Origin of the sequence: Streptomyces sp. NBC_01244 (genome assembly GCF_035987325.1) — a bacterium.
Lineage (GTDB): Bacteria > Actinomycetota > Actinomycetes > Streptomycetales > Streptomycetaceae > Streptomyces.
In genome coordinates this window covers 1,590,790-1,616,833 of the sequence record NZ_CP108488.1, presented here as the reverse complement: position 1 = coordinate 1,616,833, position 26,044 = coordinate 1,590,790, and the positions used below count along the sequence as shown (strand labels likewise).

General features: G+C 74.3%; 24 protein-coding genes. 10 read left to right on the top strand and 14 right to left on the bottom strand.

Annotated features, from left to right (window positions below):
* Positions 1-27 precede the first annotated feature (27 nt).
* From OG247_RS06930 to OG247_RS06890, 10 genes are all read right to left on the bottom strand, one after another.
* Entirely contained in the window at positions 28-777 is a 750-nt protein-coding gene (locus OG247_RS06930; RefSeq protein WP_327251394.1) for an ABC transporter ATP-binding protein, read from the bottom strand.
* A complete protein-coding gene (locus OG247_RS06925) occupies positions 750-1,625 on the bottom strand; it encodes an ABC transporter permease (RefSeq protein ID WP_327251393.1) in 876 nt (291 codons plus the stop codon). Before OG247_RS06925 ends, OG247_RS06930 begins: the two co-directional genes overlap by 28 nt.
* Before the next feature lie 274 nt (positions 1,626-1,899).
* A complete protein-coding gene (locus OG247_RS44775) occupies positions 1,900-1,983 on the bottom strand; it encodes a putative leader peptide (protein WP_353962413.1) in 84 nt (27 codons plus the stop codon).
* An 85-nt stretch (positions 1,984-2,068) separates the two neighbouring features.
* A complete protein-coding gene (locus OG247_RS06920) occupies positions 2,069-3,415 on the bottom strand; it encodes a cytochrome P450 (RefSeq protein ID WP_327257367.1) in 1,347 nt (448 codons plus the stop codon).
* A gap of 110 nt (positions 3,416-3,525) precedes the next feature.
* The gene (locus tag OG247_RS06915) at positions 3,526-4,203 is read right to left on the bottom strand and encodes an HAD family hydrolase (protein WP_327251392.1); all 678 of its coding nucleotides are present in this window, start codon (positions 4,201-4,203) and stop codon (positions 3,526-3,528) included.
* 52 nt (positions 4,204-4,255) lie between these two features.
* The gene (locus tag OG247_RS06910) at positions 4,256-4,735 is read right to left on the bottom strand and encodes an Lrp/AsnC family transcriptional regulator (protein ID WP_327251391.1); all 480 of its coding nucleotides are present in this window, start codon (positions 4,733-4,735) and stop codon (positions 4,256-4,258) included.
* Between the two features lie 44 nt (positions 4,736-4,779).
* Positions 4,780-5,529: a DUF1295 domain-containing protein gene (locus OG247_RS06905; protein WP_327257366.1), complete on the bottom strand. Its 750-nt coding sequence runs from the start codon at positions 5,527-5,529 to the stop codon at positions 4,780-4,782.
* A 56-nt stretch (positions 5,530-5,585) separates the two neighbouring features.
* Positions 5,586-6,836, bottom strand: a complete 1,251-nt coding sequence (locus OG247_RS06900; protein WP_327251390.1) for a cyclopropane-fatty-acyl-phospholipid synthase family protein — start codon at positions 6,834-6,836, stop codon at positions 5,586-5,588.
* Positions 6,833-7,612, bottom strand: coding sequence for a DUF1365 domain-containing protein (locus tag OG247_RS06895; RefSeq protein ID WP_327251389.1), 780 nt, complete (start codon positions 7,610-7,612; stop codon positions 6,833-6,835). Before OG247_RS06895 ends, OG247_RS06900 begins: the two co-directional genes overlap by 4 nt.
* Positions 7,609-8,901 (bottom strand): NAD(P)/FAD-dependent oxidoreductase, encoded by a 1,293-nt coding sequence (locus OG247_RS06890; RefSeq protein WP_327251388.1) that lies wholly within the window; start codon positions 8,899-8,901, stop codon positions 7,609-7,611. Before OG247_RS06890 ends, OG247_RS06895 begins: the two co-directional genes overlap by 4 nt.
* A gap of 177 nt (positions 8,902-9,078) precedes the next feature.
* Here OG247_RS06890 and OG247_RS06885 point away from each other — a divergent pair, with 177 nt between their 5' ends.
* The 3 genes from OG247_RS06885 to OG247_RS06875 all read left to right on the top strand — a co-directional run bounded on the left by OG247_RS06885 (position 9,079) and on the right by OG247_RS06875 (position 13,728).
* A complete protein-coding gene (locus tag OG247_RS06885; protein WP_327251387.1) occupies positions 9,079-10,584 on the top strand; it encodes an SDR family oxidoreductase in 1,506 nt (501 codons plus the stop codon).
* Positions 10,585-11,251: 667 nt separating this feature from the next.
* Positions 11,252-12,676, top strand: coding sequence for a cryptochrome/photolyase family protein (locus OG247_RS06880; protein WP_327251386.1), 1,425 nt, complete (start codon positions 11,252-11,254; stop codon positions 12,674-12,676).
* A gap of 35 nt (positions 12,677-12,711) precedes the next feature.
* Entirely contained in the window at positions 12,712-13,728 is a 1,017-nt protein-coding gene (locus tag OG247_RS06875; protein WP_327251385.1) for a MerR family transcriptional regulator, read from the top strand.
* Here OG247_RS06875 and OG247_RS06870 read toward each other — a convergent pair.
* Positions 13,670-14,245: an RNA polymerase sigma factor gene (locus tag OG247_RS06870; protein WP_327251384.1), complete on the bottom strand. Its 576-nt coding sequence runs from the start codon at positions 14,243-14,245 to the stop codon at positions 13,670-13,672. The genes OG247_RS06875 and OG247_RS06870 overlap by 59 nt on opposite strands.
* A gap of 207 nt (positions 14,246-14,452) precedes the next feature.
* On the opposite strand from OG247_RS06870, the gene OG247_RS06865 reads away from it, so the two are divergent.
* From OG247_RS06865 to OG247_RS06840, 6 genes are all read left to right on the top strand, one after another.
* The gene (locus OG247_RS06865) at positions 14,453-15,046 is read left to right on the top strand and encodes a histidine phosphatase family protein (protein WP_327251383.1); all 594 of its coding nucleotides are present in this window, start codon (positions 14,453-14,455) and stop codon (positions 15,044-15,046) included.
* A 56-nt stretch (positions 15,047-15,102) separates the two neighbouring features.
* Positions 15,103-16,680: an APC family permease gene (locus tag OG247_RS06860; RefSeq protein ID WP_327251382.1), complete on the top strand. Its 1,578-nt coding sequence runs from the start codon at positions 15,103-15,105 to the stop codon at positions 16,678-16,680.
* Between the two features lie 73 nt (positions 16,681-16,753).
* On the top strand, positions 16,754-17,182 hold the full coding sequence (locus OG247_RS06855; RefSeq protein WP_327251381.1) for a universal stress protein: 429 nt from the start codon (positions 16,754-16,756) through the stop codon (positions 17,180-17,182).
* A gap of 277 nt (positions 17,183-17,459) precedes the next feature.
* The gene (locus OG247_RS06850; RefSeq protein ID WP_327257365.1) at positions 17,460-18,971 is read left to right on the top strand and encodes an FUSC family protein; all 1,512 of its coding nucleotides are present in this window, start codon (positions 17,460-17,462) and stop codon (positions 18,969-18,971) included.
* A 299-nt stretch (positions 18,972-19,270) separates the two neighbouring features.
* On the top strand, positions 19,271-20,419 hold the full coding sequence (locus OG247_RS06845; RefSeq protein WP_327251380.1) for a nitric oxide synthase oxygenase: 1,149 nt from the start codon (positions 19,271-19,273) through the stop codon (positions 20,417-20,419).
* A gap of 55 nt (positions 20,420-20,474) precedes the next feature.
* Positions 20,475-21,563, top strand: coding sequence for a lactonase family protein (locus OG247_RS06840; RefSeq protein ID WP_442813231.1), 1,089 nt, complete (start codon positions 20,475-20,477; stop codon positions 21,561-21,563).
* 119 nt (positions 21,564-21,682) lie between these two features.
* On the opposite strand, the gene OG247_RS06835 is transcribed toward OG247_RS06840, so the two are convergent.
* The 3 genes from OG247_RS06835 to OG247_RS06825 all read right to left on the bottom strand — a co-directional run bounded on the left by OG247_RS06835 (position 21,683) and on the right by OG247_RS06825 (position 24,150).
* On the bottom strand, positions 21,683-22,597 hold the full coding sequence (locus OG247_RS06835) for a sirohydrochlorin chelatase (RefSeq protein WP_327251379.1): 915 nt from the start codon (positions 22,595-22,597) through the stop codon (positions 21,683-21,685).
* A gap of 109 nt (positions 22,598-22,706) precedes the next feature.
* Positions 22,707-23,393, bottom strand: a complete 687-nt coding sequence (locus OG247_RS06830) for a uracil-DNA glycosylase (protein ID WP_327251378.1) — start codon at positions 23,391-23,393, stop codon at positions 22,707-22,709.
* Between the two features lie 112 nt (positions 23,394-23,505).
* Positions 23,506-24,150, bottom strand: coding sequence for a dihydrofolate reductase family protein (locus OG247_RS06825; RefSeq protein ID WP_327251377.1), 645 nt, complete (start codon positions 24,148-24,150; stop codon positions 23,506-23,508).
* 232 nt (positions 24,151-24,382) lie between these two features.
* On the opposite strand from OG247_RS06825, the gene OG247_RS06820 reads away from it, so the two are divergent.
* Complete coding sequence (locus OG247_RS06820) at positions 24,383-26,044, top strand: vWA domain-containing protein (RefSeq protein WP_327251376.1); 1,662 nt, start codon at positions 24,383-24,385, stop codon at positions 26,042-26,044.

Here is a 26,044-nt window from a genome sequence, read left to right as displayed (position 1 = left end):
CCGGCCGGAGCTCAGCCGACGCCGAGCTCAGCCGACGCCGAGCTCGGCCAGCAGCCGGGCGCGCAACGCGGCGAAGCCGGGGTCGCCGACCGAGCGCGACCGCTCCAGCGACACCTCGGTGTCGTGGGCGATGCGGCCCTCGTCCATCACGAGCACCCGGTCGGCCAGCAGCACCGCCTCGTCGACGTCGTGCGTGACCAGCAGCACCGCGCAGCCGCGCCGCTGCCACAACTCGGCGACCAGACGCTGGGCGTTGATACGGGTGAGCGCGTCGAGCGCGCCGAACGGCTCGTCCAGCAGCAGCAGATCGGGCTCACGGACCAGGGCGCGGGCCAAGGAGGCCCGCTGCGCCTCGCCGCCGGACAGGGTCTTGGGCCAGGCGTCGCTGCGGTGCTCGAGCCCGACCTCGGCCAACGCCCGCTCCGCGCGCTCGCGTTCGGGTCGCCCGGGCAGGCCGAGCAGGACATTGCGCCAGACCCGCTTCCACGGCATCAGCCGGGGAGCCTGGAAGGCCACCGCACGGCGTTCGGGCACCAGGACCTCGCCCTCGATCTCCCGGTCCAGGCCGGCGAGCACCCGCAGCAGCGTGGACTTCCCGCAGCCGCTGCGGCCGAGGAGCACGGTGAACTGCCCGGCCCGCAGGGTCAGATCGAGCCCGTCGATGACGGCCCGGCCGTCGAAGGCCCGGGTCAGCCCCCGGACCCGTACGGCGGTATCGGCCGGGTCCGCCGCCGCGGTGGCGGCAGCGGTCACTGGCCGGTGAAGGTCGGTCGCCATTGCAGCAGCAGCCTTTCGAGAGCGCGGACGATGAGGTCGGCGGTGAGGCCGAGGAAGGCGTAGACCACGAGGCAGACGACGATGACGTCGGTGCGGAAGAACTCGCGGGCTTGGTTCATCAGGAACCCGATCCCGGCGTCGGCGTTGATGGACTCCCCGAACACCAGGGCCAGCCAGCCGGTGGCCAGCGAGTACCGCAGCCCGGTCATGAACCCGGGCAGCGCGCCCGGCAGCACCACGTGCCGTACCAGGCCCCAGCGGCCCAGCCCCAAGGCCCCGCCCGCTTCGATGAGTTGCTCGTCGACCCCGCGGATCCCGGCGTACACGTTCAGGTACAGGTGGAAGGCCGTACCGAGGGCGATGAGGGCCACCTTCGGCGCCTCGCCGATGCCCATCCAGATGATGAACAGCGGGATGAGACCCACCCAGGGCACCGTGCGCAGCATCTGCACGCTCGCGTCGATCAGGTCCTCGCCCAGCCGGGAGAGCCCTGACAGCAGCGCCAGCACCGTCCCGACCGTCCCGCCCAGGACGAGACCGATCGCCACGCGCTGGAGCGACACCCCCATCGCGGCGGGCAGGGTGCCGTCCCCGATCAGTCCGGCCGCGGCGCTCGCGATGGTCGAGGGCGGGGCGAGGGTGTCGGCGGGCAACCAGCCGAAGCTGCTGGCAAGTTGCCATGCGGCGAGCAGCAGGAGCGGTCCGATGGTGCGCCGCGCCCAGCGGGGCGGGGAGCGCCGTTTCGCCGAGGCGGGTACGACCGGGACGAGCGCGGGGCCGGCGCCGGCCGAGTGCGCGGATGCTGTTTTGGAGGATATATCCGGCCGCGCATGGCTGGTGAGGGTCATGGGTGCTCCACGGAAGGGGAGGGCGAGGGCGGGGTGAGGGTGACGGGTGAGGGGCGAGGCAGGGAGAAGCGCACGCCCGTAGGCCCCCACGCCGGTACGGAGGCGGAGTTCGGGGGGCCGTGGAGCTCGGAGATCCGGAGCCGCGGAGATCCGGGGCAGCGCAGGACCGGAGCCGCGGAGGTCCGGGCTCAGGGGGATCGGCTGCTCAGGAGATCAGCGGCTCAGGGCGTGCGAAAGGGGAGCGCGGAGCGCTCGTGCCGCAGGTGAAAGGGCGTCAGCAGCCGCGGCGACACGCGGCGGAGGCCACCCGCAGCAGGTCGATGTGACCGCGCGTGGTGAGCATGACTGAACGCAACATGCGGCGAAACTTAGCCATTCGCCCGCCACCGGTCAATGGCGTCTCGCCCCCTGGGATCCCGGTCTCCCCCATCGGGACGGGACCGTCAGGAGCGGTGCGCGCGGAGCGTGGCCAGGACCGGGTCCCTGGGCTGGAGGGTGAGCCCGGGGAGGACCCTCGCGCGGGTCGGACCGCTGTCCACGTGGAAGCGCTGGGCCACGACGGCCAGCACGAGGGCGGCCTCGACCAAGGCGAAGCGGGCCCCCAGGCAGGCGCGCGGGCCGCCACCGAAGGGGAACCAGGCGTGTTCCGGGATCCGGTGAGCGGCGTCCGCATCCCACCGCTCGGGGCGGAAGGCCTCCGGCTCCGGGAACCAGCGCTCGTCCCGGTGCATCGACCAGGGGCTGGTCCACACCGACAGGCCGGCCGGGACCGGACGCCCGCCGAGGGTGGCGCCCTCCCTCGCCACCGCGGAGATCAGCCAGATCGGCGGGTAGATCCGCAGCGCTTCCTTGACCACCTGCTGCGTCCAGGGCAGCCGCGCGTAGTCTTCGTACGCGGGCAGCCGGCCGCCGAGCACCCGGTCCAGCTCCTCCGTCAGCCGTCTCCGCGCCTCCGGCGCCCCCGAGAGCAGCTGCCAGGCCCAGGTCAGGGTGGTCGAGGTGGTCTCGTGGCCGCCGATGTACAGGGTGATCGACTCGTCCCGCAGCTCCGTGCGCGACAGCGGCCCGCCGTGCTCGTCGCGGGCGGAGAGGAGCCTGCCGAGCAGGTCGTCCCGCTCCTCGCCGGCCTCCGCGGCCGTCTCGTGCTCCTGGATGACGTGCTCGATCTCGCGGTCGAGGACGTCCACGGCAGCCCGCATCCGGCGCCGTCCCGGAGTCTGCACCCACGGCGGCAGGAACATGGTCACGCCCCGGAACTCGGCGCCGAGTTCGCGCTGCGCGGTGGCCATGGCGGCGCTGATGGGCGCCTCCCGGCCGGCGGCGTCGCTCCCGAACAGGGTGCGCACCGCGATCCGTTGGGTGAGCCCGGCCATTTCCCGGTGCACGTCGATCCGCTCGCCGTCGCTCCAGCCGGAGATCAGCGCGTCGGCGCATTCGACCATCGTGCCCGCGTACGCGCGCACTTGGCGCGGGCGCACCGAGGGCTGGACCAGTGCGCGCTTGCGCCGCCAGTCCTCGCCGGTGGCCACGACCACCCCGTTGCCGAGCAACTGGCGGAAGGCCCAGCCCAGTTCGGTCGGGCTGAAGGTGGACTCCACGGCGCCGAGCAGCTCTCCCGCGTGCTCCGGACGCGAGACCAGGACGTTGCGCTGCGGTCCGAGTGCCCAGGGCACCCAGTCCCCGTACTCGTCGCGCAGCGACTCGAAGAAGGCCAGCGGATCGCGGGCGAAGGCGGGAAGGTTCCCCAGCAGGGGCCAGCGGCGCGGTCCGCGCTCGGAGCCCGGGGGCATCAGGGTGGCGGTCACCCCGGCATGGTGACAGCGCCGCCCGCAGGACACCAGAGCACGCCGGAACCCCGGGTCGCCGGGGTGGTGCGGCGAGCCCGGGGCGTCCCGACGACTCAGGCGGCCTGGGCCGCGGTGAGCCAGGTGTAGGCGCTCTCCGCGCTGAACTCCGTCTGCCCGGAGGGGAAGAGGAGACCGGCCGCCGCGAAGGCGGGGTCGTCGGCGGTGGCCGCCACGTACGGGACCGCCACGCAGCGCATGCCGGCGGCCCGCGCGGCCAGGGCGCCCGGCGCGGCGTCCTCGACGACCACGCAGTCGGCGGGGTCCGCGCCCAGCCGCCGCGCCGCCTCCAGGAACACGTCCGGGGCGGGCTTGCCCTGCGCCACCTCCTCGGCGGAGACCACCGTGGTCAGCAGCTCGTCCAGCCCGGTGCCCGCCAGGACCGCGTCGATCGCCTCGCGCGAGGAGCCGGAGGCCACCGCCATCGGCACGCCCTCGGAGTGCAGCCGCCGCACGAACGCGCGCATCTCGGGGTAGGCCTCGGTGCGGGTCCGGGCGAGCTCGAGGTAGGCGGCGTTCTGCTCGGCGAGCAGTTGCTCCACCGGGGCCGGGATCCCGTACTCGTCCCGGAGGATCTCCAGGGTTTCCAGGGTGCCGATGCCGATGTACCGGGAGTGCTGCTCCCAGGTGAAATCGGGGACCCCGTGGCGCTCCAGCGTGCGTCGCCCGGACTCGTAGTAGTTCGGCTCGCTGTCCACGAGGGTGCCGTCGAGATCGAATATGACGGAGATCATCCGTAGTGCCCGTCCTGCCGGTGCCTGTCTTATGCCTGTCACGACCATCTTGTCAGGGTTTGCGTGCCGCCCGTCCCACGGACTCGACCAGGGGGAGGAGCCGGTGCGGCACCCGCTCGCGCAGCGCGACCTCGGTCCGGGTGCGCACCACGCCGGGCAGCCGGATCAGCCCCTGGATGACGTCCTCGAGGTGCGCGTTGTCCCGCGCGGCCACCCGGGTCAGCAAGTCCCCGCCGCCGGTGATCGAGAAGGCCTCGATGATCTCCGGTACGGAGGCCAGCGCGTCGCCGACCTCGTCCAGGTTCCCCTGGGTGACCTCGATGTGCACGAAGGCCAGAACGGGATGCCCGAGCGCGGCGGGGGAGAGCGCGGGCCCCGTCCCGGTGATCACCCCGGTGCGCTCCAGCCGGTCGAGCCGGGCCTGGAGGGTGCCGCGCGCGACGCCGAGGATCCGGGCGTACTCCCGGACGCTGGTGCGCGGCTGCTCGATCAGCAGGCGCAGGATCCGTGTGTCGAGCTCGTCCACCGCCATGCCGCGACTGTACCAACGCGACCCAGATATCAGGACGTACCCGATCAAACCACCGGTGGCCTGTGGCGGGGCGGGCCGGGACGCCGGGGCGGCCGCGGCAGGAAGCCACTGGTGCGGGCCTGGTACGCGGCGTAGCCGGGACGGTCCGCCATGTGCCGCTCCAGCAGCCGCTTCCCGCTGCCGCCGATCAGCAGGTACGACATTACGAGCGGGGAGACCACCGACACCGCCACCGCTCCGCCCGAGGTCCAGGCGGTCAGCGACAGCCCCCACCACACGCAGAAGTCGCCGAAGTAGTTCGGGTGACGGGTCCAGGACCACAGGCCCCGCTCCATGATCCGTCCCCGGTTCGCGGGATCCGCCTTGAACCGGGCCAGCTGATGGTCGCCGACCGCCTCGAAGAGCAGCCCGCACAGCCACAGCGCCGCGCCCGCCACCTCCAGGGCCCCGGGACGCCCGGTCGCGTACGCCGCCGCCTGCACGGGTAGCGAGACCAGCCAGACAAGGGCCGCCTGGAGCAGGTAGACCATGCGCAGCGCGTACGCGTTCGGGTTGCCCGGAGCCTTGGCGAGCATCCGCTCGTAGCGCGGGTCCTCGCCGTGCCCCCGGCCGCGCCGCGCGATGTGCGCGGCCAGCCGCAGGCCCCACAGCACCGCCAGGACCGCCGGCAGGGGGTGCCGGCCGCCCGACAGGGCGTACGTGGCCACCGAGACGGCGACGAAGCCCAAGCCCCAGGCCACGTCCACCAGGCGGTGCATGTGTAGCCGGACACCGATGGCGAAGGCGGCCAGCATGACGGCGAGGGCCGCCCCCGCCGAGACGGCCAGGTTGAGTCCGAGGCCGCCCCAGTTCACCGGGGACCACCGCCCGCCGCGAGCCCCTCCGGGGCCGTGCGTGTCAGCAGGAACTGGTGCACGTCCAGGTAGCCCGAGGCGAAACCGGCCTCGCAGTACGCCAGGTAGAAGGTCCACATCCGCCGGAACGTCGCGTCGAAGCCCAACTCCGCCACCCGGTCGGCCCGCTCGGCGAAGCGCTCCCGCCACAACCGCAGCGTCTGCGCGTAGTGGGCCCCGTAGGCCTCGGAGCGGGTCACGCGCAGCCCGGTGTGCGAGCGCGCCATCTCCTCCACCACCCGCACGGACGGCAGCATCCCGCCGGGGAAGATGTACTTGTGGATCCAGGTGTACGTGTCCCTGGTGGCGAGCATCCGCTCGTGCGGCATGGTGATCGCCTGGAGCGCGACGCGCCCGCCGGGCGCCAACAGGCGGTCCAGCGTGGCGAAGTACACCGGCCAGTACTCGGCGCCGACCGCCTCGATCATCTCGACGCTCACGATGGCGTCGTACCTCCCCTCGGCCTCCCGGTAGTCGCAGAGCCGCACCTCGACGCGGTCGGACAGCCCCGCGGCCGCGATCCGGCGCAGGGCCAGCTCCCGCTGCTCCCGCGACAGGGTCAGGGTGACCACGTGCGCACCGCGCCGGGCGGCCCGGACGGCCAGCTCGCCCCAGCCCGTGCCGATCTCCAGCAGCCGGGTGCCCGGACCGGTCTCCGCGAGGTCCAGCAGCATGTCGATCTTGCGGTGCTGGGCCTCGGCGAGCTGCTCCCGGCCCGCGGGCAGGGCGCGGAACACCGCTGAGGAGTAGGTCATCGTCGGGTCGAGGAACTCGGCGAAGAGCTCGTTCGACAGGTCGTAGTGGCGCCGGACGTTCGTCCGCGAGCCGTCCGGGGTGTTGCGCTCCGCGGCCGGGTGCCGGGATGCCCACAGGCCGCGCAGCCGCTGGAGCGGAGCCGGGACCAGCCCCGTCACGTGCCCGGCCAGCACGGTCAGGACGGCGACCGGGTCGCGCGCGTCCCACTCCCCGGCCAGGTACGACTCGCCGAAGCCGATCAGCCCCTCGGCCGCGATCCGGCGCTCGAAGGCGTCCGGGTCGTACACCGCCATCGCGGGGCCGCCCCGCCCCAGGGTCCCGTCGGGGCCCATCCGGACCTGGAGCGGCAACCGGTCCAGGGCCCGGCGGATCAGCAGCCGCCCGACGGCGGCCCTGGCCCGGGAGCAGGGCGGCACGGCCGGGGCGGCGGTGGTGGTGGTCGACGTGCTCACTTCAGACCCTCCTGGGGTACGTGTCGGGGACGCGGCCGGACCGGCAGGCCGCGCAGCCGCAGCCGGACGCCGTGGAAGCGGATGCCGACGCTGACGGCGGCGGTGGACCAGGGCCGGCGCAGCGCCGCGCACAGCAGTCCGCGGGCGCCGGCGGGGCGGCGTTCGCCGCGGACGGTCGCGGTCAGCCGGGCACCGTCCGCACCGCCGGCCAGCCGGACGGTCAGCGCGAGGTGATCGCCCGGCTCGGGCAGCCGCATGCGGTAGGCGCCTTCCACGGCGAGGAAGGGGGAGACGTAGAACTCCTTGGGGACGGGGACGGGGACGGGGACGACGTCGAGGTCGCCCCGGTCGCCCCGGGCCGTCTCCGGAGGGAGCAGGTAGCAGTGCCGTTCGCCGTACGTGTTGTGCACTTCGGCGACCACGTGGCGCAGTGAGCCGTCCGGGCCGTGACACCAGTACACGGTCAGCGGGTTGAAGACGTGGCCGAACACCCGGGCATGCGCCAGCATCAACACCCTTGATCCCGCCGGTAGTCCGGCGCCGCGCGCCGCGAGGAACGCGTCCAGCCCGGCCCGGATCGAGGGGGCGCCGCCGCCGAAGTGGTCACCCGCCTCGAACCGGGCGAGCGGCCGCAACGGCCGGGGGAGGCGGGGGAGTCGGTCGAGGTCCACCAGCCACAGGTAGGTGCGGTGCCGCAGCCGGTAGCGGCTCCCGCCCGACCGGACGTGCCGGATGTCGGCCAGGTAGAGGCGGGGCTCGATCGGGCCGCGGTTCACCACGTCACCCCCAGCGCGGCGGCCGCCGCCACGCCCGAGCGGCAGCCGTCCTCGTGGAACCCCCACCCGTGGTAGGCGCCGGCGAAGGCCGTCACCGGGCCCGACAGCGCGGGCAGGAGCCGCTGGGCGGACACCGACTCCGTGGTGTAGACGGGGTGTTCGTACTCCATCTCGGCCAGGACCAGCTCCGGCCGCACCTCCTCGCCCGCGTTCAGCGTGACCACGTACGGCTCCGGCCCGTCCAGCCCCTGGAGCCGGTTCATGTCGTAGCTGACCCGTACGTGGGCGTCGGCCGGCCGGCACCCCGACAGCCGGTAGTTCCAGCAGCCCCGGGCGCCGGGCGTGCGCGGCAGCACCGAGGCGTCGGTGTGCAGCACGGTCCGGTTGCGGGAGTAGCGGAAGGCGCCCAGCGCGGTGCGTTCCGCGTCCGTCGGATCGGCCAGCAGGCGCAGTGCCCGATCGGCGTGGACGGCGACGACCACCGCGTCGTAGAGGCCGGTGGCCCCGCCGGCGGTGGTGACCGACACGCCCTCCCGGGTGCGCGCGAGGGCCCGTACCGGAGTGGCGAGGTACACGGCGTCGAGCCGTTCGCGGACCCGCTCCACATAGCGCGCCGAACCGCCCTCCACCGTGCGCCAGTTCGGCGAGCCGCCCACCGACAGCATGCCGTGGTGCTCCAGGAACCGGAACAGGTACCGGGCCGGGTAGCCGAGCGCCGTGTCCGGCGGGCAGGACCACACCGAAGCCACCAGCGGGATCGCGAAGTGCGCGGTGAAGTAGGCCCCGAAGCGGCCCCGTTCGAGGAACTCGGCCAGGGTGATCTCGGACGCGTCCGAGCCGGTGTGGGCGTCGGCGGCCAGCAGCCTCCTGGCCCGCCGGTGGAACGCCGGGATCCGTGCCAGCATCCACAGGTACTCCGGGTTCACGGCGGACCGGCGGCGGGCGAAGAGACCGCGCGGCCCGCGCGCACCCGCGTACTCCAGCCCGCACCCCTCGCAGCGCACCGACAGGCTCATCGTCGTCGGCCGGGTGGCCACCCCCAACTCGCCGAAGAGCCGCAGCAGGTGCGGGTAGGTGCGGTCGTTGTGGACGATGAACCCCGAATCCACCGCCCGCACCACCCCGTCCGGACCCTTCACCTCGTGGGTGTGCGCGTGCCCGCCCAGCCGGTCGTCCGCCTCGTAGAGGGTCACCTCGTGCGAGCGCGCCAGGACGTACGCCGCCGTCAGCCCCGACACGCCCCCACCGATCACGGCCGTCCGCGGGCGCTGCGCCCCTCGCTCCGTCATCGTGTTCCTCCCTCGTCACCCCGTCACCCGGCGCACCTCGACACCCCTTCTTCGGAGCCGAGGGGGGGCTTGGATGTGCCGTACGGGGGAATCCCGCATCCGATCCGGTGCGCAACGGAGAATCGGAGGGAGAGGGCGGAGGTACCGAAGAACAGGGCTCGAGGAGCGGAGACAGCCATGACGGGCAAGAACTGCCTGGTCACCGGGGCCACCGGATACATCGGCGGACGCCTCGTACCCGAACTCCTGGACGCCGGGCACCGGGTCCGCTGCCTGGCCCGTGCCCCGGAGAAACTGCGCGACCATCCCTGGGCCGGGAAAGCCGAGATCGTCCGGGGAGACGTCACCGACCCCTCGACCCTCGCCGGGGCCATGACCGGCATCGACGTCGCCTACTACCTCGTGCACTCCCTCGGCACCGGATCCGGCTTCGAGGAACGCGACCGGGACGCCGCCCGGGCCTTCGCGGACGAGGCCCGCGCCGCCGGGGTCCGCCGCATCGTCTACCTCGGCGGTCTCATCCCGGCGGACGTCCCCGTCCGCTCCCTCTCACCGCACCTGCGCTCCCGCGCCGAAGTCGGGGAGATCTTCCTCGCCGGAGCCGTCCCGGCGACCGTGCTGCGCGCCGCCGTCGTCATCGGCTCCGGATCCGCCTCCTTCGAGATGCTGCGCTACCTGACCGAACGGCTGCCCGTCATGGTCACCCCCAGCTGGGTCGGCACCCGCTGCCAGCCCATCGCGGTCCGCGACGTGCTGCGCTACCTCGTCGGCAGCGCCGGCATGCCGCCCGAGGTGAACCGGGCCTTCGACATCGGCGGACCCGACGTGCTCACGTACGAGGAGATGATGCGCCGCTACGCCGCCGTCGCGCGGCTCCCCGCCCGCCTGATCCTGCGGGTCCCGATGCTCACCCCGAGGCTGTCCAGCCACTGGATCGGCCTGGTCACCCCCGTGCCGAGGGCGCTGGCCCGACCGCTCGCCGAATCCCTGCGGCACGAGGTGGTGTGCGCCGAGCACGACATCGCCGTCCACGTCCCGGACCCGCCGGGCGCGCCCATCGGCTTCGACGAGGCCCTCGCGCTGGCCCTCCGGCGGATCCGGGAGGCCCGGGTGGCCACCCGCTGGTCCTCCGCCGCCGTGCCCGGCGCGCCGAGCGACCCGCTGCCCACCGACCCCGGCTGGGCGGGCGGCAGCCTCTACACCGACCGGCGGGAGCTGACCGTCGAGGCCCCGACGGCCGCGCTGTGGCGGGTGGTGGAGGGCATCGGCGGGGAGAACGGCTGGTACTCCTTCCCGCTGGCCTGGGCCGTACGGGGCTGGCTGGACCGGATCGTCGGCGGGGTCGGCATCCGGCGCGGCCGCCGGGACGCGGCGCGGCTGAGGGTGGGGGACTCCCTGGACTTCTGGCGGGTCGAGGAGATCGAACCGGGCCGGTTGCTGCGGCTGCGCGCCGAAATGAGGCTGCCGGGGCTGGCCTGGCTGGAACTGCACGCCGATCCGCCGTCCCCGGGGGAGGCCGGCTCCCGCTACCGCCAGCGGGCCCTGTTCCATCCGCACGGCCTGCTGGGCCACCTGTACTGGTGGAGCGTGTCACCGTTCCATGCCGTCGTCTTCGGCGGCATGGCACGCAACATCGCCCGCGCGGCGGAGCGCGCGGACGCCTCCGGCGGAGGTGCGGGGTAGTCGCGCGGGCGGCGGCCCGCTGCTGCCCGCTGCCGTCCCCGCAGCCCGATGCTGCCCGACGGCGTGCGGAGGGCTCCTCGGGCGCGGGATCAATGGCCCCGAATGCGCGGGGATCCCGTCCGACGGCGCACGGATGGCTCCGTGAGGAGGCCTGCCGCGCGCGGCTCCGGGCGGGGTGCGGCAGGGCGGGAGCCCGGCGACCGCCAGCCTGCCCTCGCCGGTGACGGCGGGGTCGGCCCGACGGGGGGCTTCCCGGACCACCACGCACTCCTCCGAGCGCGCAGACACCCTTCGGCGAGGCCACCTGGCCGCACCGCGCGGCAGCGCCCCCGCCGGCGCGGGCGCTTCCCTGGCCACCGTGCACGGCTCCGAGCGCGCCGACACCCTCCCGGCGGGGGCGAGGGCGGCCGGGCAGGGCCACCCGGAGCCCCCCCCGGCACTGTGCGGCAGTGCCCCCGGTACCGCGCGGCAGCGTGCCCCCCGCACCGCGCGGCAGTGCCACCCGCACCGCGCGGCAGTGCCACCCGCACCGCGCGGCAGTGCCCCCCGCACCGCGCGGCAGTGCCCCCCGCACCGCGCGGCAGCGCCCCCGCATCCGGGAGCGGGCCCCGCGGCGAAGTACCTCACGACACCCCGTCCCCACGTCCCCCCAAGCGGAGCGAACCCCATGAACGTCGCGGTGGTCCTCTACACCTCCGACCTCCGGCTGCACGACCATCCGCCGCTGCGGGCCGCCCTGTCCTCTTCCGAGCAGGTGGTGCCGCTCTTCGTGCGCGACCCGGCGGTCGCCGCCCCGCCCAACCGGCTCGCCTTCCTCGCCGACTGCCTCGCCGGCCTCGACGCCGGGCTGCGCGCCCGCGGCGGCCGCCTCGTCGTGCGGTCCGGCGACCCCGTCGCCGCGACCATGGCCCTCGTACGGGAGGCCGACGCCGACGAGGTGCACATGGCGGCCGGGGTCAGCGCCTACGCCCACGCCCGCGAGGAGCGGCTGCGGGCCGCACTCGAAGCCGAGGGCCGGCGGTTCCACGTCCACGACGCGGTGATCACCGCGGTGGCCCCGGGGGCCGTCACCCCCACCGGGTCCACCGGGGCCGACCACTTCGCCGTCTTCACCCCGTACCACCGCCGCTGGTCCGAGCACCCCCTGCGGGCCGCCGCCCCCGCGCCCCGCGCCGTTCCGGTGCCCGACGCCATCCGCTCCGAGCCCCTGCCCGAGCGCGCCGCCGTCACCGGCACCTCCCCCGGCCTCGCCCCCGGCGGCGAACCCGAGGCGCGCCGGCTGCTCGCCCGCTGGCTGCGCTCCGGCATCGACCGCTACGACGAGACCCATGACGACCTGGCCGGCGACGCCACCTCCCGGCTCTCCCCGCACCTGCACTTCGGCACGCTCTCGCCCACCGAGGCCGTCCACCGGGCCCGCGCCGCCGGTGGCCCCGGCGCGGAGGCCTTCGTACGGCAGTTGTGCTGGCGAGACTTCCACCACCAAGTGCTCGCGGCCAGGCCCGGGGTCGCTGCCGCGGACTACCGGGACCGCGGCGACCACTGGCGCACCGGCCCCGCCGCCGAGGAGGAGACGCTGGCCTGGAAGGAGGGCCGCACCGGCTACCCGGTCGTCGACGCGGCCATGCGCCAACTGGCCCACGAGGGCTGGACGCACAACCGCGGCCGGCTGCTGGTCGCGAGCTTCCTCACCAAGACCCTCTACGTCGACTGGCGCGTCGGAGCACGCCACTTCATGGAACTCCTCGTCGACGGGGACCTCGCCAACAACCAGCTCAACTGGCAGTGGGCGGCGGGCACGGGCACCGACACCCGCCCCAACCGGGTCCTCAACCCGGTGCGCCAGGGCCTGCGTTACGACCCCGACGGCGGCTACGTCCACCACTGGGTCCCCGAACTGGCCGGACTCTGCGCACCGCGCGTGCACGAGCCCTGGCGGCTCCCCGGCCTGGAACGGGCGCGCTACGACTACCCCGACCCGGTGGTCGGCCTCGCCGACGGCCTGGACCGCTTCCGCAGGGGCCGCGGGACGGGGCCGGATTCCGCGGACGGGCCGGAGCCGGGCTCCGCGGGACGCCCGGGACCGGGGTGACGGCCCGCCGGCCCGCCGCGCCGTACGGTGGTGAGGTGGAGCCCGAACCCCCGCAACCCCAGCCTCGGCTCCGGCATCAGCCCCCGCCGGTCGCCCTCGGCACCGGCGCGGTCGCCCGACGCCTCGGGGTCTCCCCGACCACGCTGCGCTCCTGGGAGCGCCGCTACGCCATCGGGCCGGACCGCCGCGAAGAGGGCAGGCACCGGCGCTGGACCCCTGCGGACATCGCCCGGCTGGAGCTGATGTGCCGCCTCACCGCCCAGGGCGCGCCCCCGTCCGAAGCCGCCCGGGTGGCCCGGGGAGTCGCCCCGGACGGCCCGGCCGCAGCCGGTCCCGCCGCCGCGACGCCGGGAGGGCCGCGCGCGCTGCGCCTCGGGGACGTCCGCCCGGAGTGCAGGGGGCTCGCGCGGGCCGCCGTACGGCTGGACGCGCCGGCCGTGGAGGACCTGCTGGCGGCCGTGCTCGCCGAGCTGGGCCCGGTCACCGCCTGGGAGGAGGTCATCGCACCGACCCTGCACGCGGTGGGCCGCAAGTGGGCCTCGTCCGGGGAGCGTTACGTCGAGGTGGAACACCTGCTGTCCTGGTACGTCTCCGCGGCCCTGCACCGGATCCGGCCCGCCCCGGAGCCGCTTGTGGCCCCGCCCGTACTGCTGGCTTGCACACCCGGGGAGCAGCACAGCCTCCCGATGGAGGCGCTGGCCGCCGCCCTGGGCGAACGGGCCGTGCCGGTCAGGATGTTCGGAGCCGCCCTGCCGGCCGAGGCCCTGTGCGTGGCCGTCCGGCGGACGGGGCCGCGGGCCGTCGTCCTGTGGGCGCAGTCCCGTACGACCGCCGACGCCGCGCTCGCCCGGTCGGTGGCGGGCATCGAGTGGGGCCCGCGCGGCGCCCGCGGCCACTCGGCGCTGCTGCTCGCCGGCCCCGGCTGGGGCGCCGGAGCGGCGGCCCGGCCGGCCCGCGCCGAGCGGCTGTTCGGGCTCCGCTCCGGGCTGGCCGTCATCGAATCGGTTGTGGCACCCCGGGCTCCGGGAGCCGCTCCAGGGACTGCCGCATGACGTGCAGCGCCCGCCGCATGTGGCTCTTGACGGTGCCCAGCGGGAGGCCGGTGCGGTCCGCGATCTGCGACTGCGTCAGGTCCGCGTAGAAGGCGAGCCGCAGCACCCGCTGCTGCGCCGACGGCAGCCGGGCCAACTCGCCGAGCAACAGCACCCGTTCCACGGCCCGCTCCGGCCCCGGCTCCGGCTCCGGCCGGCCCTGAGCACAGACGCGCGCGGCGGCCTCGACCACCCGGGCCCGCCGGGTGCGGGCCTCCAGGGCGTCTGCCACCTTGTGCCGGGTGATGCCGGTCAGCCAGGCCCCGAGTCCGCCCGGCCCGGGCCGGTACCCGGCGCGGCCCCGCCACGCGGCGAGGAAGACCTGCTGGGTCACGTCCTCGGCCTCCCGCTCGTCGCCGAGCGAGCGAGAGGCCAGCGCGTGCACCAGCGGCCGCCAGCGCCGGTAGACCGCCGCCACGCAGTCCTCGTCGCCCGCCGCGAAACCCGCCGCCAGCCGGGTGTCGTCCTGGTCGTCCATGCCCCGAGCCTCGCGAGCGCGGCCCGCCCGGCCAAGTTGCACCGCTTGCGCATCGATTTGGCCGGGCAGGGCGGGCGCGGCGGTCACGGCGGGCGACCGGCACGACGGGCGACCGGCACGCCAGACACGCCAGACACGCCAGACACGACGGACACCGCGGCAGCTCAGGGACTGCGCCCCGATGCCGCAGGGACTAGGGTCCGAAGGGTGAGCGATCTGCTGCTGGTGAGGCACGGGGAGACCGCCTGGAGCGCGACCGGACGGCACACCGGGCGCACCGACGTCCCGCTGACCGCGCGCGGGGTCGAGGAGGCCATCTCGCTCTTCCCGTACTTCCGCGACCGAAGCCCCGCCCTGGTCCTGACCAGCCCGCTGCGCAGGGCCGCCGCCACCGCCGAGCTCGCCGGCCTGACCGGCGCCGTCACCGACCCCGACCTGTACGAGTGGGACTACGGCGGCTACGAGGGCATCACCACCCCCGAGATCCTGCGCGGGCGCCCCGACTGGTCCCTGTGGACCGACGGGGTACCGCCCGGCGACGAGGACCACCCCGGAGAGAACGCGGCCCAAGTCGGCGCCCGCGCGGACCGGGTGCTCGCCCGGGCGGGTGAGGTGCTGCGCGCCGACCGGGGCAATGTCGTCCTGGTGGCCCACGCGCACCTGCTGCGGGTGCTGACCGCCCGCTACCTCGGCCTGCCGCCCGAGGCCGGCCGCCTCTTCCTGCTCCGTACGGGCACCTTCAGCATGCTGTCCACGGAGCACGGCCTGCCCGTGGTCGCGGGCTGGAACACCCGCCCCTGAGGCTCCCGTGACGCTCCCGCCTCGCGCACCGGCCCCGTCTGCGTGACGATGCGTACATGGCCCACCATGGCTCGGACGGCGCGCCCCCTGAGCCCCCGGAACCGGGAGCGGGGCCCGTCACGGGATCCGCCGACACCGACGCGGAACCAGGGCTCAAGGCCAACGCGATCGGCTTCCTCGACGCGCTCGTCATCGGCCTGAACTCGACCTCGCCCGCCTACTCCCTGGCCGCGGTCATCGGGCCGATCGTCGCGCTCGCCGGCATCTACGCGCCCGGCGTCATGCTGGCCTCCTTCGTCCCGATGCTGCTGATCGCCGCCGCCTTCTACTACCTCAACAAGGTCGACCAGGACTGCGGCACCACCTTCTCGTGGGTGACGCGCGCCATGGGCCCCTGGGCGGGCTGGCTCGGCGGCTGGGCCATCGCCATGACCGGCGTCCTCGTCATCGGCTCGCTGGCCGACGTCGCCGTCCACTTCGGACTGCTCGCCGCCGGACTCGACGGCTGGGCGGCGAACGAGGCACTGCGCCAGAGCCTGACCGTCGTCGTGATCCTGGCCATGACGGCCGTCTGCGTCATCGGCACCGAGATGTCGGCCCGGCTCCAGGACGTCCTGATCCTGGCCCAGGTCTTCTTCCTGCTGGTCTTCGCCGTCGTCGCCCTCTACCGCGTCTACGCCGGCACCAGCAGCCTCGACGGCACCAGACCCGCGATCGAGTGGCTCAATCCCTTCGGCGCCGGCGGCGCCGCCCTCACCGGCGGCCTGCTGCTCGGCGTGTTCATCTACTGGGGCTGGGAGTCGGCGGTCAACCTCACCGAGGAGGTCGAGAACTCGGCCACCGCACCGGGCAAGGCCGGCATCTGGTCCACCGTGGTCCTGCTGGTGACGTACCTGTCCGTCGGCTTCGCGGTCGTCGGTTACGCCGGGACGAAGTTCCTCGCCGAGAACGCCGGCGAGGAGGAGGCCGTCTTCGCGGTCCTCGCGCACGAGGTGATGGGAGGCTGGGACTGGGTCGTCCTGCTCGCCGTCTGCACCTCCGCGCTCGCCTCCACCCAGACCACGATCATCCCGGCCTCCCGTACCGCCCTGTCCATGGCCCGCCGGCACGCGCTGCCGCCGAACCTCTCGCACATCCACCCCCGCTTCCGGACCCCGGACGTCAGCACCTGGTGGGTGGCCGGCATCGCCATCGTCTGGTACCTCGCCGTCAACCAGATCAGCGAGAACGCCCTCCTGGACTCCCTGACCGCGCTCTCCCTGCTGATCTCCTTCTACTACGCCCTCACCGGCCTGGCCTGCGCCGTCTACTACCGGCGCCACCTGCTGGAGAGCGTGCACAACTTCCTGCTGATCGGCCTCGGCCCGGTGCTCGGGGCCGGACTGCTGGCCTGGCTGCTCGTGCAGTCGGTCGCCGACATGTCGGACCCGGAGAACTCGGCGAGCGGCGTCTCCTGGTTCGGCCTCGGCCCGCCGCTCGTCATCGGGATCGGCATCGCCGTCGTCGGCGTGCTCGTGATGTGCTTCTGGCGGATCAGGGACGGCCGCTTCTGGCAGGAGCGGCGCGGCGTCGCCGACCCGGCCCTCGTACACGTGGCCAGGAAGCCCCGGAGGCCGGAAGTGCCGAAGCCCTGAACCTCAGCCCCGAACCTCGCCTTCCGCGGTCCCGCACCCCGTACCACCGGCCGTAAGCCGGAGAGGAGCCCCGATGTCCGTCGTCCTCGGGTACGACGAGTCGCCCGGAGCCGAGCGCGCCCTGCGCGTCGCCCTGGAGGTGGCCGCCGCCTTCGGCGAGCCGCTCGTCCTCGTCTACGGGGCCGCCGCCCCGGGCCCCACCGGCGAGGAGTACCGCGCGCACCGGGAGGCCGTCCGGGAAGCCGGCCGCAGCGCGCTCTCCCGGGCGGTGGAGGCCGCCGACGAGGCGGGAGTGCCGTCCACGGTCGAGGTGGCCGACGCGAAACCGGCCCAGGCGCTGCTCGACGCCGCCGAACGGCACGACGCCCGGGTGATCATCGTGGGGAGCTGGGGCGACAGCCCGATCCGCGGCGCCCTGCTCGGATCCACCCCGCACAAGCTCCTGCACCTCTCGCCGGTCCCGGTCCTGTGCGTCCCGACGGAGCACGCTCCGGGGGACTGACCCGCCGCCCGGGTCCGTTGGTCTGCCCATGGCCGAAGATCACCGCTCGGGAGTGTGCCAATGGCCCATCGAGGGCGGGCCGACTTGAGCCATTGCCCCTGTGGATGCTTATCTGTGTCCTATCCATGTATCTACGGCGCCACGCAGCGCCGGACGGCAACGAGGCCGCTCCGGACCGTGGCGCCTTCGCCGTGCCCGTGTGCCGCCCACCACCCCCGGGCGGATGCGGGTGCGGCGTGCTCCATCGCAAGGGGGGCGGCACACCGCCGTGAAGAGGATGTTCGTGGCTCCGGATCCGGGGCGCGCAAGACTCAGGAACGCCACGCGGGCCGTCATCGGCGTCGCCCTCGCGGTGGCCGTGGCCGAGCTCTGCGGGCTCTCGCTCGTCGCGTCGATCACCGGGGGACTGGCGGCCCTGCTCGCCCTCTTCACCGTGACCGACTCGACCGTGCGCGCCCAGCGGGTGACCACCGCCCTGCTGCCCGCCGCCGGGTTCCCCGTACTGGCCCTGGCCACCACCCTGCACGGCGTACCCCTGGCCCGCGACGCGGTGTTCGTCGCCGTGGTCTTCGCCGGCGTCTACGCCCGCCGGTGGGGGGTGCGCGGCCACGCCCTCGGCATCTTCGCGTTCATGAACTTCTTCATCACGCAGTTCCTGCACGCCCGGCCCGGGCAGCTGCCGGAGCTCTACGCCGCCGTCGGACTGGCCCTCCTGTCGGCCGGCGCCGTGCGGTTCGTGCTGTGGCCCATCGAACGGCGCGTTCCGCCCGCCGCCGTACCGCCCGCCCCGCCCGGGACCGGGCTGGCCCGGCCGACCACCCGCCAGGCCTTCCAAGCCACCGCCGCCTGCGCGGTCGCGCTGGGCATCGGCCAGGCCCTGTCGGAGGACCGCTGGTACTGGGCGGTCGGCACGGCCTGGTGGATCTTCGTCAACACCGCCTCGCGCGGCGAGACCCTGGTCCGCGGCTTCCGCCGGGTCCTCGGCACGGTGTTGGGGATCGGCGCGGGCCTGCTGGTGGCCATCCCGCTGAACGGTGCGCCCGCGCCCACGGCCGTCTTGGTGGCACTCTGCGTCTTCGGGATCTTCTACACCGCCGCCGTGTCCTACAGCTGGATGATGCTGGCCGTGACGGTGATGGCCGGCCTGCTCTACGGGCTGCTGGGCGTACTCGATCCCGGTCTGCTCGTCCTGCGCCTGGAGCAGACGGCCGTCGGCGCGGTGTGCGCCGGGCTGGCCGTGATCCTGGTGCTCCCGGTGACCACCCACGCGACCAACGACATGTGGATCCAGCGCGCGCTGCGCTGCGTCCGCGCCTGCACGGCAGAAGCCGCGGCCCGGCTCGCCGGTTCCCCGGTCGCGGACCCCGCGCCGCACGCCGCGGAGCTGGAGCTGTTCCTGGGCCGGGTACGGCTCTCCCTGGCTCCGCTCGTCCACCCGCTGAGCCCCTACCGCGGCCGCAAGGCCAGGGCCCGCCGGGTGCTCGCGCTGCTCGACGAGTGCGCCGTGGAGGTCCGCGGGCTGGTCGCCGTGGCGGCGGACCCGGACGCGAGCCACGACGCCCGGCTCGCGGCGGCGTGCTGGCGCGTGGAGGCCGCCGTGGAGGCCCTGCTGACGCCGGAAGCGGAACGCGCCACGGGCGCGGAGCACCGGTCGGCCGCCGCGGCCCTGAACCCCGCGCGGGCCGCCTCGGAACCCGCGCTGGCCCATCTGCAGGGTCTGGAGCGGCTCCTCGCCCAGCTCGACGGACCCCTGCGCACGGCGTCACGCTCCCCGCTGGTGGGCGCCTGACCCCTGCGGCCCGGGCGTCGACCGGTCGCACACGATCAGCCGCTCGTGGTCTGAAAAGGGTTGTCTGAAGGGTTGTTCGAGCGCCCGACGCTGCCGCGGATGGTACGTCCCCCCAAGTCCCGTCCGCAGGCCGATCGATGAAGATCACACGGAGGAGTGTTCCGGGCGCGCCTTCCGCACGCCGCTGACCTGCGACATGTACAACGGGTGATTGTTCATTGCACATTCATCCGGCATGGCGCCGCTTCACGGCGCGCGGGGTGGACCTGGTCGGATCGGACAGGGGGTAGCCGCCCGGAATGGAAATACTTCAACAGCGTTCCAGCACCGCTCAGGTGTGGGAAGCGGCCGAGGAGTTCATCCGACTCTTCCACAGGGAGAACCCGGACGCGGGTGATCCGCGCGAGCGGCTCGCCGCCGTACGGGCCGAGCTCGCCGAGACGGACACGTACCGGCACACTCCCGAGGAGCTGGAGCACGGCGCCCGCGTCGCGTGGCGCAACAGCAACCGCTGCATAGGCAGGCTGTACTGGAACTCGCTGCGCGTCCGCGACCGCCGCGGGCTCACCGACGCCGACGGGATCGCGGAAGAGTGCTTCGAGCACCTGCGCGAGGCCACCAACGGCGGCCGGGTCCGGCCCACCATCACGGTCTTCGCCCCCGACACCCCGGACCGCCCCGGCCCGCTGATCTGGAGCGAGCAGCTGGTCCGGTACGCCGGCTACGGCGACCACCCTTCGATAACCGTCGGCGACGCCCGCAACGCCGAGCTCACGAGCGCGTTGCTCGCGCTGGGCTGGTCCCGCGGCTCGGGCACCCCCTTCGACCTCCTTCCGCTGGTCGTGCAGGGGGTCGACGACAAACCCCGCTGGTTCGACGTCCCCCCGGACGCCGTCCTGGAGGTGCCCATCGAGCACCCCGACGGAGCGGCCGGCGGTGACGGCTGGTCGGACTGGGGCCTGCGCTGGCACGCCGTACCCGCGATCTCCAACATGTGCCTGGAGATCGGCGGAATCCACTACCCGGCGGCGCCCTTCAACGGCTGGTACATGGGCACCGAGATCGGTGCCCGCAACCTCGCGGACACCGACCGCTACAACCTCCTGCCCGCGGTCGCCCGCCGCATGGGCCTCGACACCGCCAGCGACCGTTCGCTCTGGAAGGACCGCGCGCTCGTCGAGCTCAACCGGGCGGTCCTGCACTCCTTCGACCGGGCCAAGGTCACCATCGCCGACCACCACACGGAGTCCCGGCGCTTCCTGACGCACCTGGAGAAGGAGGAGCGCAAGGGCCGCGACGTGGGCGCGGACTGGTCCTGGATCGTGCCGCCCATCTCCGGATCGGCGACCCCGGTCTTCCACCGCACCTACGAGGACCGGCCGAGCTCGACCGCCTACGTCCACCATCCCGGTGCCCAAGAACGGGCCCAAGGGCGGGATTTGGTCTAGACCTTCTGTTACCGTCGCTCGGGAACGGATCCGGAACGGCGGAGAGGGGCCTCTCGTGGGCGGCGCGGACAGTGGTGTGGGCGGTACGGACCGTACGGCCGACGGCGGCGGACACCTGGCCTGGATCGGCTCGTTCACCTCGGGGGGCGGCCGCGGTGTCACCACCGCGGCCGTGGATCCGGCCACCGGAGCGCTGACCCCGCTCTCGGCCACGGACGCCGTCGCCGACCCCTCGTACCTGGTCCACGAGCCCGTCACCGGCGTGCTGTACGCCGTGAGCGAGACCGAGGAGGGCGCCGTGGGCGCCTTCCGGACCACTGAGCAGGGGCTCGTCCCCCTCGGCGCGACCGTCCCCGTCGGCGGCGCCGGCCCCACCCATCTCAGCGTGGCGGGGCGCCGGCTGCTGACCGCCAACTACACCTCGGGCAGCGTCAGCAGCCTCCCGCTCGCCGACGACGGCTCGATCGGGGAGCCCGCCGCCGTACTGGCCCACCAGGGCTCCGGCCCCGACGCCGGCCGGCAGAAGGCCCCGCACGCCCACCAGGTGCTGCCCGCCCCCGGCGGCCGCTGGGTCCTCAGCGTCGACCTCGGCACCGACTCGGTACGGGTCTGCGCGCTCGACCCGGCCACCGGAGCCCCGGCCCTGCACGCCGAGACCGCGCTGCGCGCCGGGGCCGGCCCCCGGCACCTCGCCTTCCACCCCTCCGGCGAGGTGGTCTACGTATTGCACGAGCTGGAGCCGCAGCTGACCGTCTGCCGCTGGAACGGGGAGTCGGGCGAGCTCCAACCGGTCGGCGAGGTTCCGGTCGCCTCCACGGGCGCTCCAGGGGCCCCGGCGGCCTACCCCTCGGCGGTCGTGGCCTCGCCAGACGGCCGTTTCGTCTGGGCGGCCGTCCGCGGAGCCGACACCATCGCCACCTTCTCCCTCGCCGGCGGCGCGGAGAAGCCGCAGCTCACGGGCACCGTGCCGTGCGGGGGCAGTTGGCCGCGCGATCTGGCCGCCGACCCGTCGGGGCGCCGGCTGTACGCGGCCAACGAGCGTTCCGGCGACGTCACCTGGTTCGACGTGGACCCGGTGACGGGCGAGCCGCACCGCGCCGGCTCGGTGGCCGTGCCCGCCGCCACCTGCGTGGTCTTCGGCTGAGCCCCCGGACGGCACCGGGCGGCACCCGACCGCCGTACGTACGAGGGCCCGCGCTCCGGCTCGTTCGATTCAGAACGGTCCGGGGCGCGGGCCCTCGTACGCACGGCATGAGCGGGGGGTCAGTGGGCGGCGGCGCCCTGGGTGATGCCGAGGGCGGCGGAGTACTGCGCGACGGCCAGCTTGCCGAGCGCGGGGTACGCGCCGAGCACGTCGGCGGCGCTGCAGCCGGCCTCCTTGCAGGCGGTGTCGAGGAGTCCCTCGGCGGCCTCCGGGCCGATCAGGTACGGGGCCAGCGCGAGCTGCGTCGAACCCTCGCGGCGGAGCTGGTCGGCGATGGCGGCCACCGAACCCTCCTCGTCCAGCGCGGCGGCCATCACCGGCACGGCGAGACGGGCGGCCAGCAGCATGCCGGTGATGCCCGCGGCCTGCACGGCCTCCTCGCCGCCGGTGGTGGCCAAGACGATGCCGTCGGCGGCCGTGGTCACGCTGAAGAGCCTGGCCCGGTCGGCGCGGGCGAGGCCGGCCTCGGACAGCCGCACGTGCAGCCCCTCGGCGAGCAGCGGGTGCGGGCCGAGCGGATCGGCCAGCTCGGCGGCGGCCGAGGAGTCCATCAGGGCCTGGCGCACGCGGCGCAGCAGATCCCCGTCGGGGCCGGCCAGCAGGGGCACGACCACGGCGTCCGGACCGGTCGGCGCGGGCACCTCCTGCCCGGCGGCGCGGGCGGACTCCGCGCGCGCGGCGCGGTCGCGGGCCACGGAGTTCAGCACGCCCGACAGGGACGGGAACTCGGTGGCGTCGTCACCGTCGAGGAAACCGACCCGGGCGTCCAGGCCCGGCAGCTCGGAGCGGCCGATGCTGATGATCTCTTCCGCGAGCCCCCGCGAGGCGGCCGAAGGGGCACCGGGCACGGCGAGCACCAGCGCGGGCGCGCCCTCGGGCGCCACCGCGGGCTCGGGCCGGCGGTGCCGTCCGGTCTGGCGGGGTCGCGGCATTCGTACGGGCAGGCCATTTGCGGGCCCAGTGGGGGAGCTCATGGCGCCGCATGCTACTGGTTTATCGAAACCGGGTGTTCGGGCAGGGCCTTCTCCGGCGGCATCTGTCCGTATTTATCCGAGGAATGTCAGATACGGTTCGGGCCTTCGGTCACCCTGCGGAGGGAAGCCGCCAGTCCACGGGCTGCGCACCCTGGCGGACCAGCAGGTCGTTCGTCCTGCTGAACGGCCTCGACCCGAAGAACCCGTTGTCCGCGGACATCGGGGAGGGGTGCACCGATTCCACGGCCGGCAGGTCGCCCAGCAGGGGCCGCAGGTTGCGCGCCTCGCGCCCCCACAGCACCGACACCAGGGGCTTGCCGCGGGCCGCGAGCGCGCGGATGGCCTGTTCGGTCACCGCCTCCCAGCCCTTGCCGCGATGGGCGTTGGGCTTGCGCGGGGCCGTGGTGAGCGAGCGGTTCAGCAGCAGGACGCCCTGCCGGGTCCACGGGGTCAGATCCCCGTTCCGGGGCTTGCCCGTGCCGAGATCGGCGTGCAGTTCGCGGAAGATGTTGTCGAGGCTCGGGGGCCAGGGGCTGACCTCGGGGGCCACGGAGAAGGACAGGCCGATCGCGTGCCCCGGCGTCGGGTACGGATCCTGCCCGACGATCAGCACCTTCACCTCGTCGAAGGGCTGCTGGAACGCGCGCAGCACGTTCGCACCGGCGGGGACGTAGGTCCTGCCCGCCGCGATCTCCGCGCGCAGGAAGTCGCCCATCGCGGCGATCTGCGCCGCCACCGGCTCCAGAGCCCGGGCCCAGCCCGGCTCGACGATCTCGTTCAACGGTCGTGCTGCCACGATGGATCACTCTACTGGCCCCGTCCGCGGCCCGGTGCCACCCCTCGCGAGACGGGCCGCGGGGCCGGGCCGCTCGTTGACGGTGGTCGCGGGGCCGCCGGGTGCGGGGGCCTCAGGTGTCGTTTTCGACGCCGCGACCTGGGGCGCTCATGTCGCCCGTCGCGGGAGTGCCGCCCGCGAGCCCGTAGCGCAGGTACACGGTCCCCTTGGTGCCGGTGGCCGGGGGTGCGAGGAGCTCGAGGTTGGTGGGCACGGCGCCGTCGTCGAACACCTTCTTCCCGACGCCGAGCACGATCGGGTGCACCCAGAGGTCGAGGCGGTCGAAGAGCTTCTCGCGCAGGAGCGTCTGGACGAGGTTCAGGCTGCCTACGACCTTCACGTGCTCGTGCCGGTCACGGATCTCGCGCACCGCGTCGGCGAGGTCCGGGCCCAGCCGGGTGGAGCCGGCCCACGAGAGGTCGGGCTTGCCGCGCGAGGCCACGTACTTCGGGACGCTGTTGAAGAGGGTGGCGATCTCGCCGTCCTCGCCGCCCTTCTGGTGGGGCCAGTAGGCGGCGAAGATGTCGTACGTCCGCCGTCCCAGCAGCAGGGCGTCCGTGCCCTCGTAAGCGGCCGCGACCTGCGCTCCCGTGACCTCGTCCAGCAGGGGCGCCTGCCAGCCGCCGAACGGGAACCCCACCGGGTCCTCGTCGGGGCCGCCGGGCGCCTGCCCGACGAGGTCGAGGGTCGCGAACATTTCGATGTGGATGAGGCCCATGGCGCACTCCCGGTGAGTCGGTCGTCTTCTTCAAGAGATAGACCTTCCGGCGCCCGAAAACTCATCGCCACGACGGATCGCTCCTGCCGTCGGGCGGTCGTGGCGCGGGGACGGGCGGCCGGGAACTCCGGCACCCGTTGTCGCTTCGATACCTGTTCGCAACAGGTTCGATTGCTCCAACTCTCCACCGCGGGCGTCCCATTCAACACCGATGACGTTCGAGGGAGACCGCATGGAGCCCGTCGAGGACCGCACGCCCGGCATACTTCGCACGCCCAGTACGCCCAGCACGCCCAGCACGCCCAGCACGCCCAGCACGCCCCGTACCCCCGGCACGTCCCACAGGGACCGCCCGGCCCGGCGGAGAACCCACGGCAGACTGACCGCCGCGCTCCTAGCCGGCGGCCTCCTGCTGGCCGGCTGCGGAAGCGGCGGTTCGAACCGCAGCGCCGACGGGGAGTGGAAGGGCGGCGACGCAGGACCGCGGCCGTCCGCCACCCGCCCCGGCGGAGAAAGCACGGAAGGCGAGAGCGACGGGCGGCGCCCCACCGGACCGCCCGCCGACTACCTCTCCACCTTCGCGCTCGACGTGGACACCGCCAGCTACGGGTACGCCCGCCGCACCCTCGCGGACGGCAAGCTCCCCGACCCCGCCACCGTGCGCCCCGAGGAGTTCGTCAACAGCTTCCGGCAGGACTACCAGGAGCCCGACGGCGACGGCTTCTCCGTCACCGTGGACGGGGCCCGCACCAATGAGACGAACTGGTCCCTGGTCCGGGTGGGCCTCGCCACCCGCGTCGGGAACGGCGGGGCGGACGGCGCCGAGGCCCGGCCGCCCGCGGCGCTCACCTTCGTCGTGGACGTCTCCGGTTCCATGGCCGAGCCCGGCCGCCTCGACCTCGTCCGCAGCTCCATGAAGCTGATGACCGACCAGCTGCGCGAAGACGACTCGGTCGCCGTCGTCACCTTCAGCGGGAAGGCCCAGACCCGGCTGCCGATGACCCGCGTCGAGGGCCACCGCGAGCGGATCCAGGAGGTCGTCGGCGCGCTGCGCACCGCCGACTCGACCAACGTGGAGGCCGGGGTCGTCCGCGGGTACGAGGTCGCGGTCGAGTCGCTGCGGCCCGGCGCCACCAACCGGGTCGTCCTGCTGTCCGACGCCCTGGCCAACAACGGCGCCACTTCCGCCGACACCATCCTGAACCGGATCGGCGAAGCCCGGACCAAGCACGGCATCACCCTGTTCGGCGTGGGCGTGGGCAGCGAGTTCAACGACGCCTTCATGGAACAGCTCGCCGACCGGGGCGACGGACACACCACTTACGTCTCCGACGCGGAGGGCGCCCGCAAGGTGTTCTGCGAGGACCTCCCGGCGCAGGTGCAGCTGCGGGCCCGCGACGCCAAGGCGCAGGTCGCCTTCGACCCGCAGACCGTCGAACGGTTCCGGCTGATCGGCTACGACGACCGCCGCGTCGCCGACGGCGACTTCAGGAACGACACCGTGGACGGGGGAGAGGTCGGCTCCGGCCACACCGTGACCGCCCTGTACGCGGTACGGCTGCGCCCCGGCGCCACCGGACACCTGGCGACGGCGACGGTGCGCTGGCTGGACCCGCGTACCCGGGCGCCGCACGAGGAGTCCGGCAAGATCGAGGCGGCGGCCCTGTCCGGCGACGTGTGGACCGCGGCGTCCACGCGCTTCCAGGTCACCGCGGTGGCGGCCTACTTCGCCTCGGCCCTGCGCGAGCGCGACGGCGGCTGGGAGCGGGTGCCGGGCGCCGCCCCGCTGGGGAGCCTGGCCGGGCACGCGGACCGGCTGGCCGGGAGCACCGAGGATCCGGCCGTACGCCAGCTGGCGCAAGCCGTGCACCAGGCCCGCGCGCTCACCGGCTGA

Coding starts and splice junctions, on each gene's coding strand:
- OG247_RS06930 (WP_327251394.1), bottom strand. CDS start 777: ATGGCGACCGACCTTCACCGGCCAGTGACCGCTGCCGCCACCGCGGCG.
- OG247_RS06925 (WP_327251393.1), bottom strand. CDS start 1,625: ATGACCCTCACCAGCCATGCGCGGCCGGATATATCCTCCAAAACAGCA.
- OG247_RS44775 (WP_353962413.1), bottom strand. CDS start 1,983: ATGTTGCGTTCAGTCATGCTCACCACGCGCGGTCACATCGACCTGCTG.
- OG247_RS06920 (WP_327257367.1), bottom strand. CDS start 3,415: ATGCCCCCGGGCTCCGAGCGCGGACCGCGCCGCTGGCCCCTGCTGGGG.
- OG247_RS06915 (WP_327251392.1), bottom strand. CDS start 4,203: ATGATCTCCGTCATATTCGATCTCGACGGCACCCTCGTGGACAGCGAG.
- OG247_RS06910 (WP_327251391.1), bottom strand. CDS start 4,735: ATGGCGGTGGACGAGCTCGACACACGGATCCTGCGCCTGCTGATCGAG.
- OG247_RS06905 (WP_327257366.1), bottom strand. CDS start 5,529: ATGCTGGCCGCCTTCGCCATCGGTGTCCGGCTACACATGCACCGCCTG.
- OG247_RS06890 (WP_327251388.1), bottom strand. CDS start 8,901: ATGACGGAGCGAGGGGCGCAGCGCCCGCGGACGGCCGTGATCGGTGGG.
- OG247_RS06885 (WP_327251387.1), top strand. CDS start 9,079: ATGACGGGCAAGAACTGCCTGGTCACCGGGGCCACCGGATACATCGGC.
- OG247_RS06880 (WP_327251386.1), top strand. CDS start 11,252: ATGAACGTCGCGGTGGTCCTCTACACCTCCGACCTCCGGCTGCACGAC.
- OG247_RS06870 (WP_327251384.1), bottom strand. CDS start 14,245: ATGGACGACCAGGACGACACCCGGCTGGCGGCGGGTTTCGCGGCGGGC.
- OG247_RS06860 (WP_327251382.1), top strand. CDS start 15,103: ATGGCCCACCATGGCTCGGACGGCGCGCCCCCTGAGCCCCCGGAACCG.
- OG247_RS06855 (WP_327251381.1), top strand. CDS start 16,754: ATGTCCGTCGTCCTCGGGTACGACGAGTCGCCCGGAGCCGAGCGCGCC.
- OG247_RS06850 (WP_327257365.1), top strand. CDS start 17,460: ATGTTCGTGGCTCCGGATCCGGGGCGCGCAAGACTCAGGAACGCCACG.
- OG247_RS06845 (WP_327251380.1), top strand. CDS start 19,271: ATGGAAATACTTCAACAGCGTTCCAGCACCGCTCAGGTGTGGGAAGCG.
- OG247_RS06835 (WP_327251379.1), bottom strand. CDS start 22,597: ATGAGCTCCCCCACTGGGCCCGCAAATGGCCTGCCCGTACGAATGCCG.
- OG247_RS06825 (WP_327251377.1), bottom strand. CDS start 24,150: ATGGGCCTCATCCACATCGAAATGTTCGCGACCCTCGACCTCGTCGGG.
- OG247_RS06820 (WP_327251376.1), top strand. CDS start 24,383: ATGGAGCCCGTCGAGGACCGCACGCCCGGCATACTTCGCACGCCCAGT.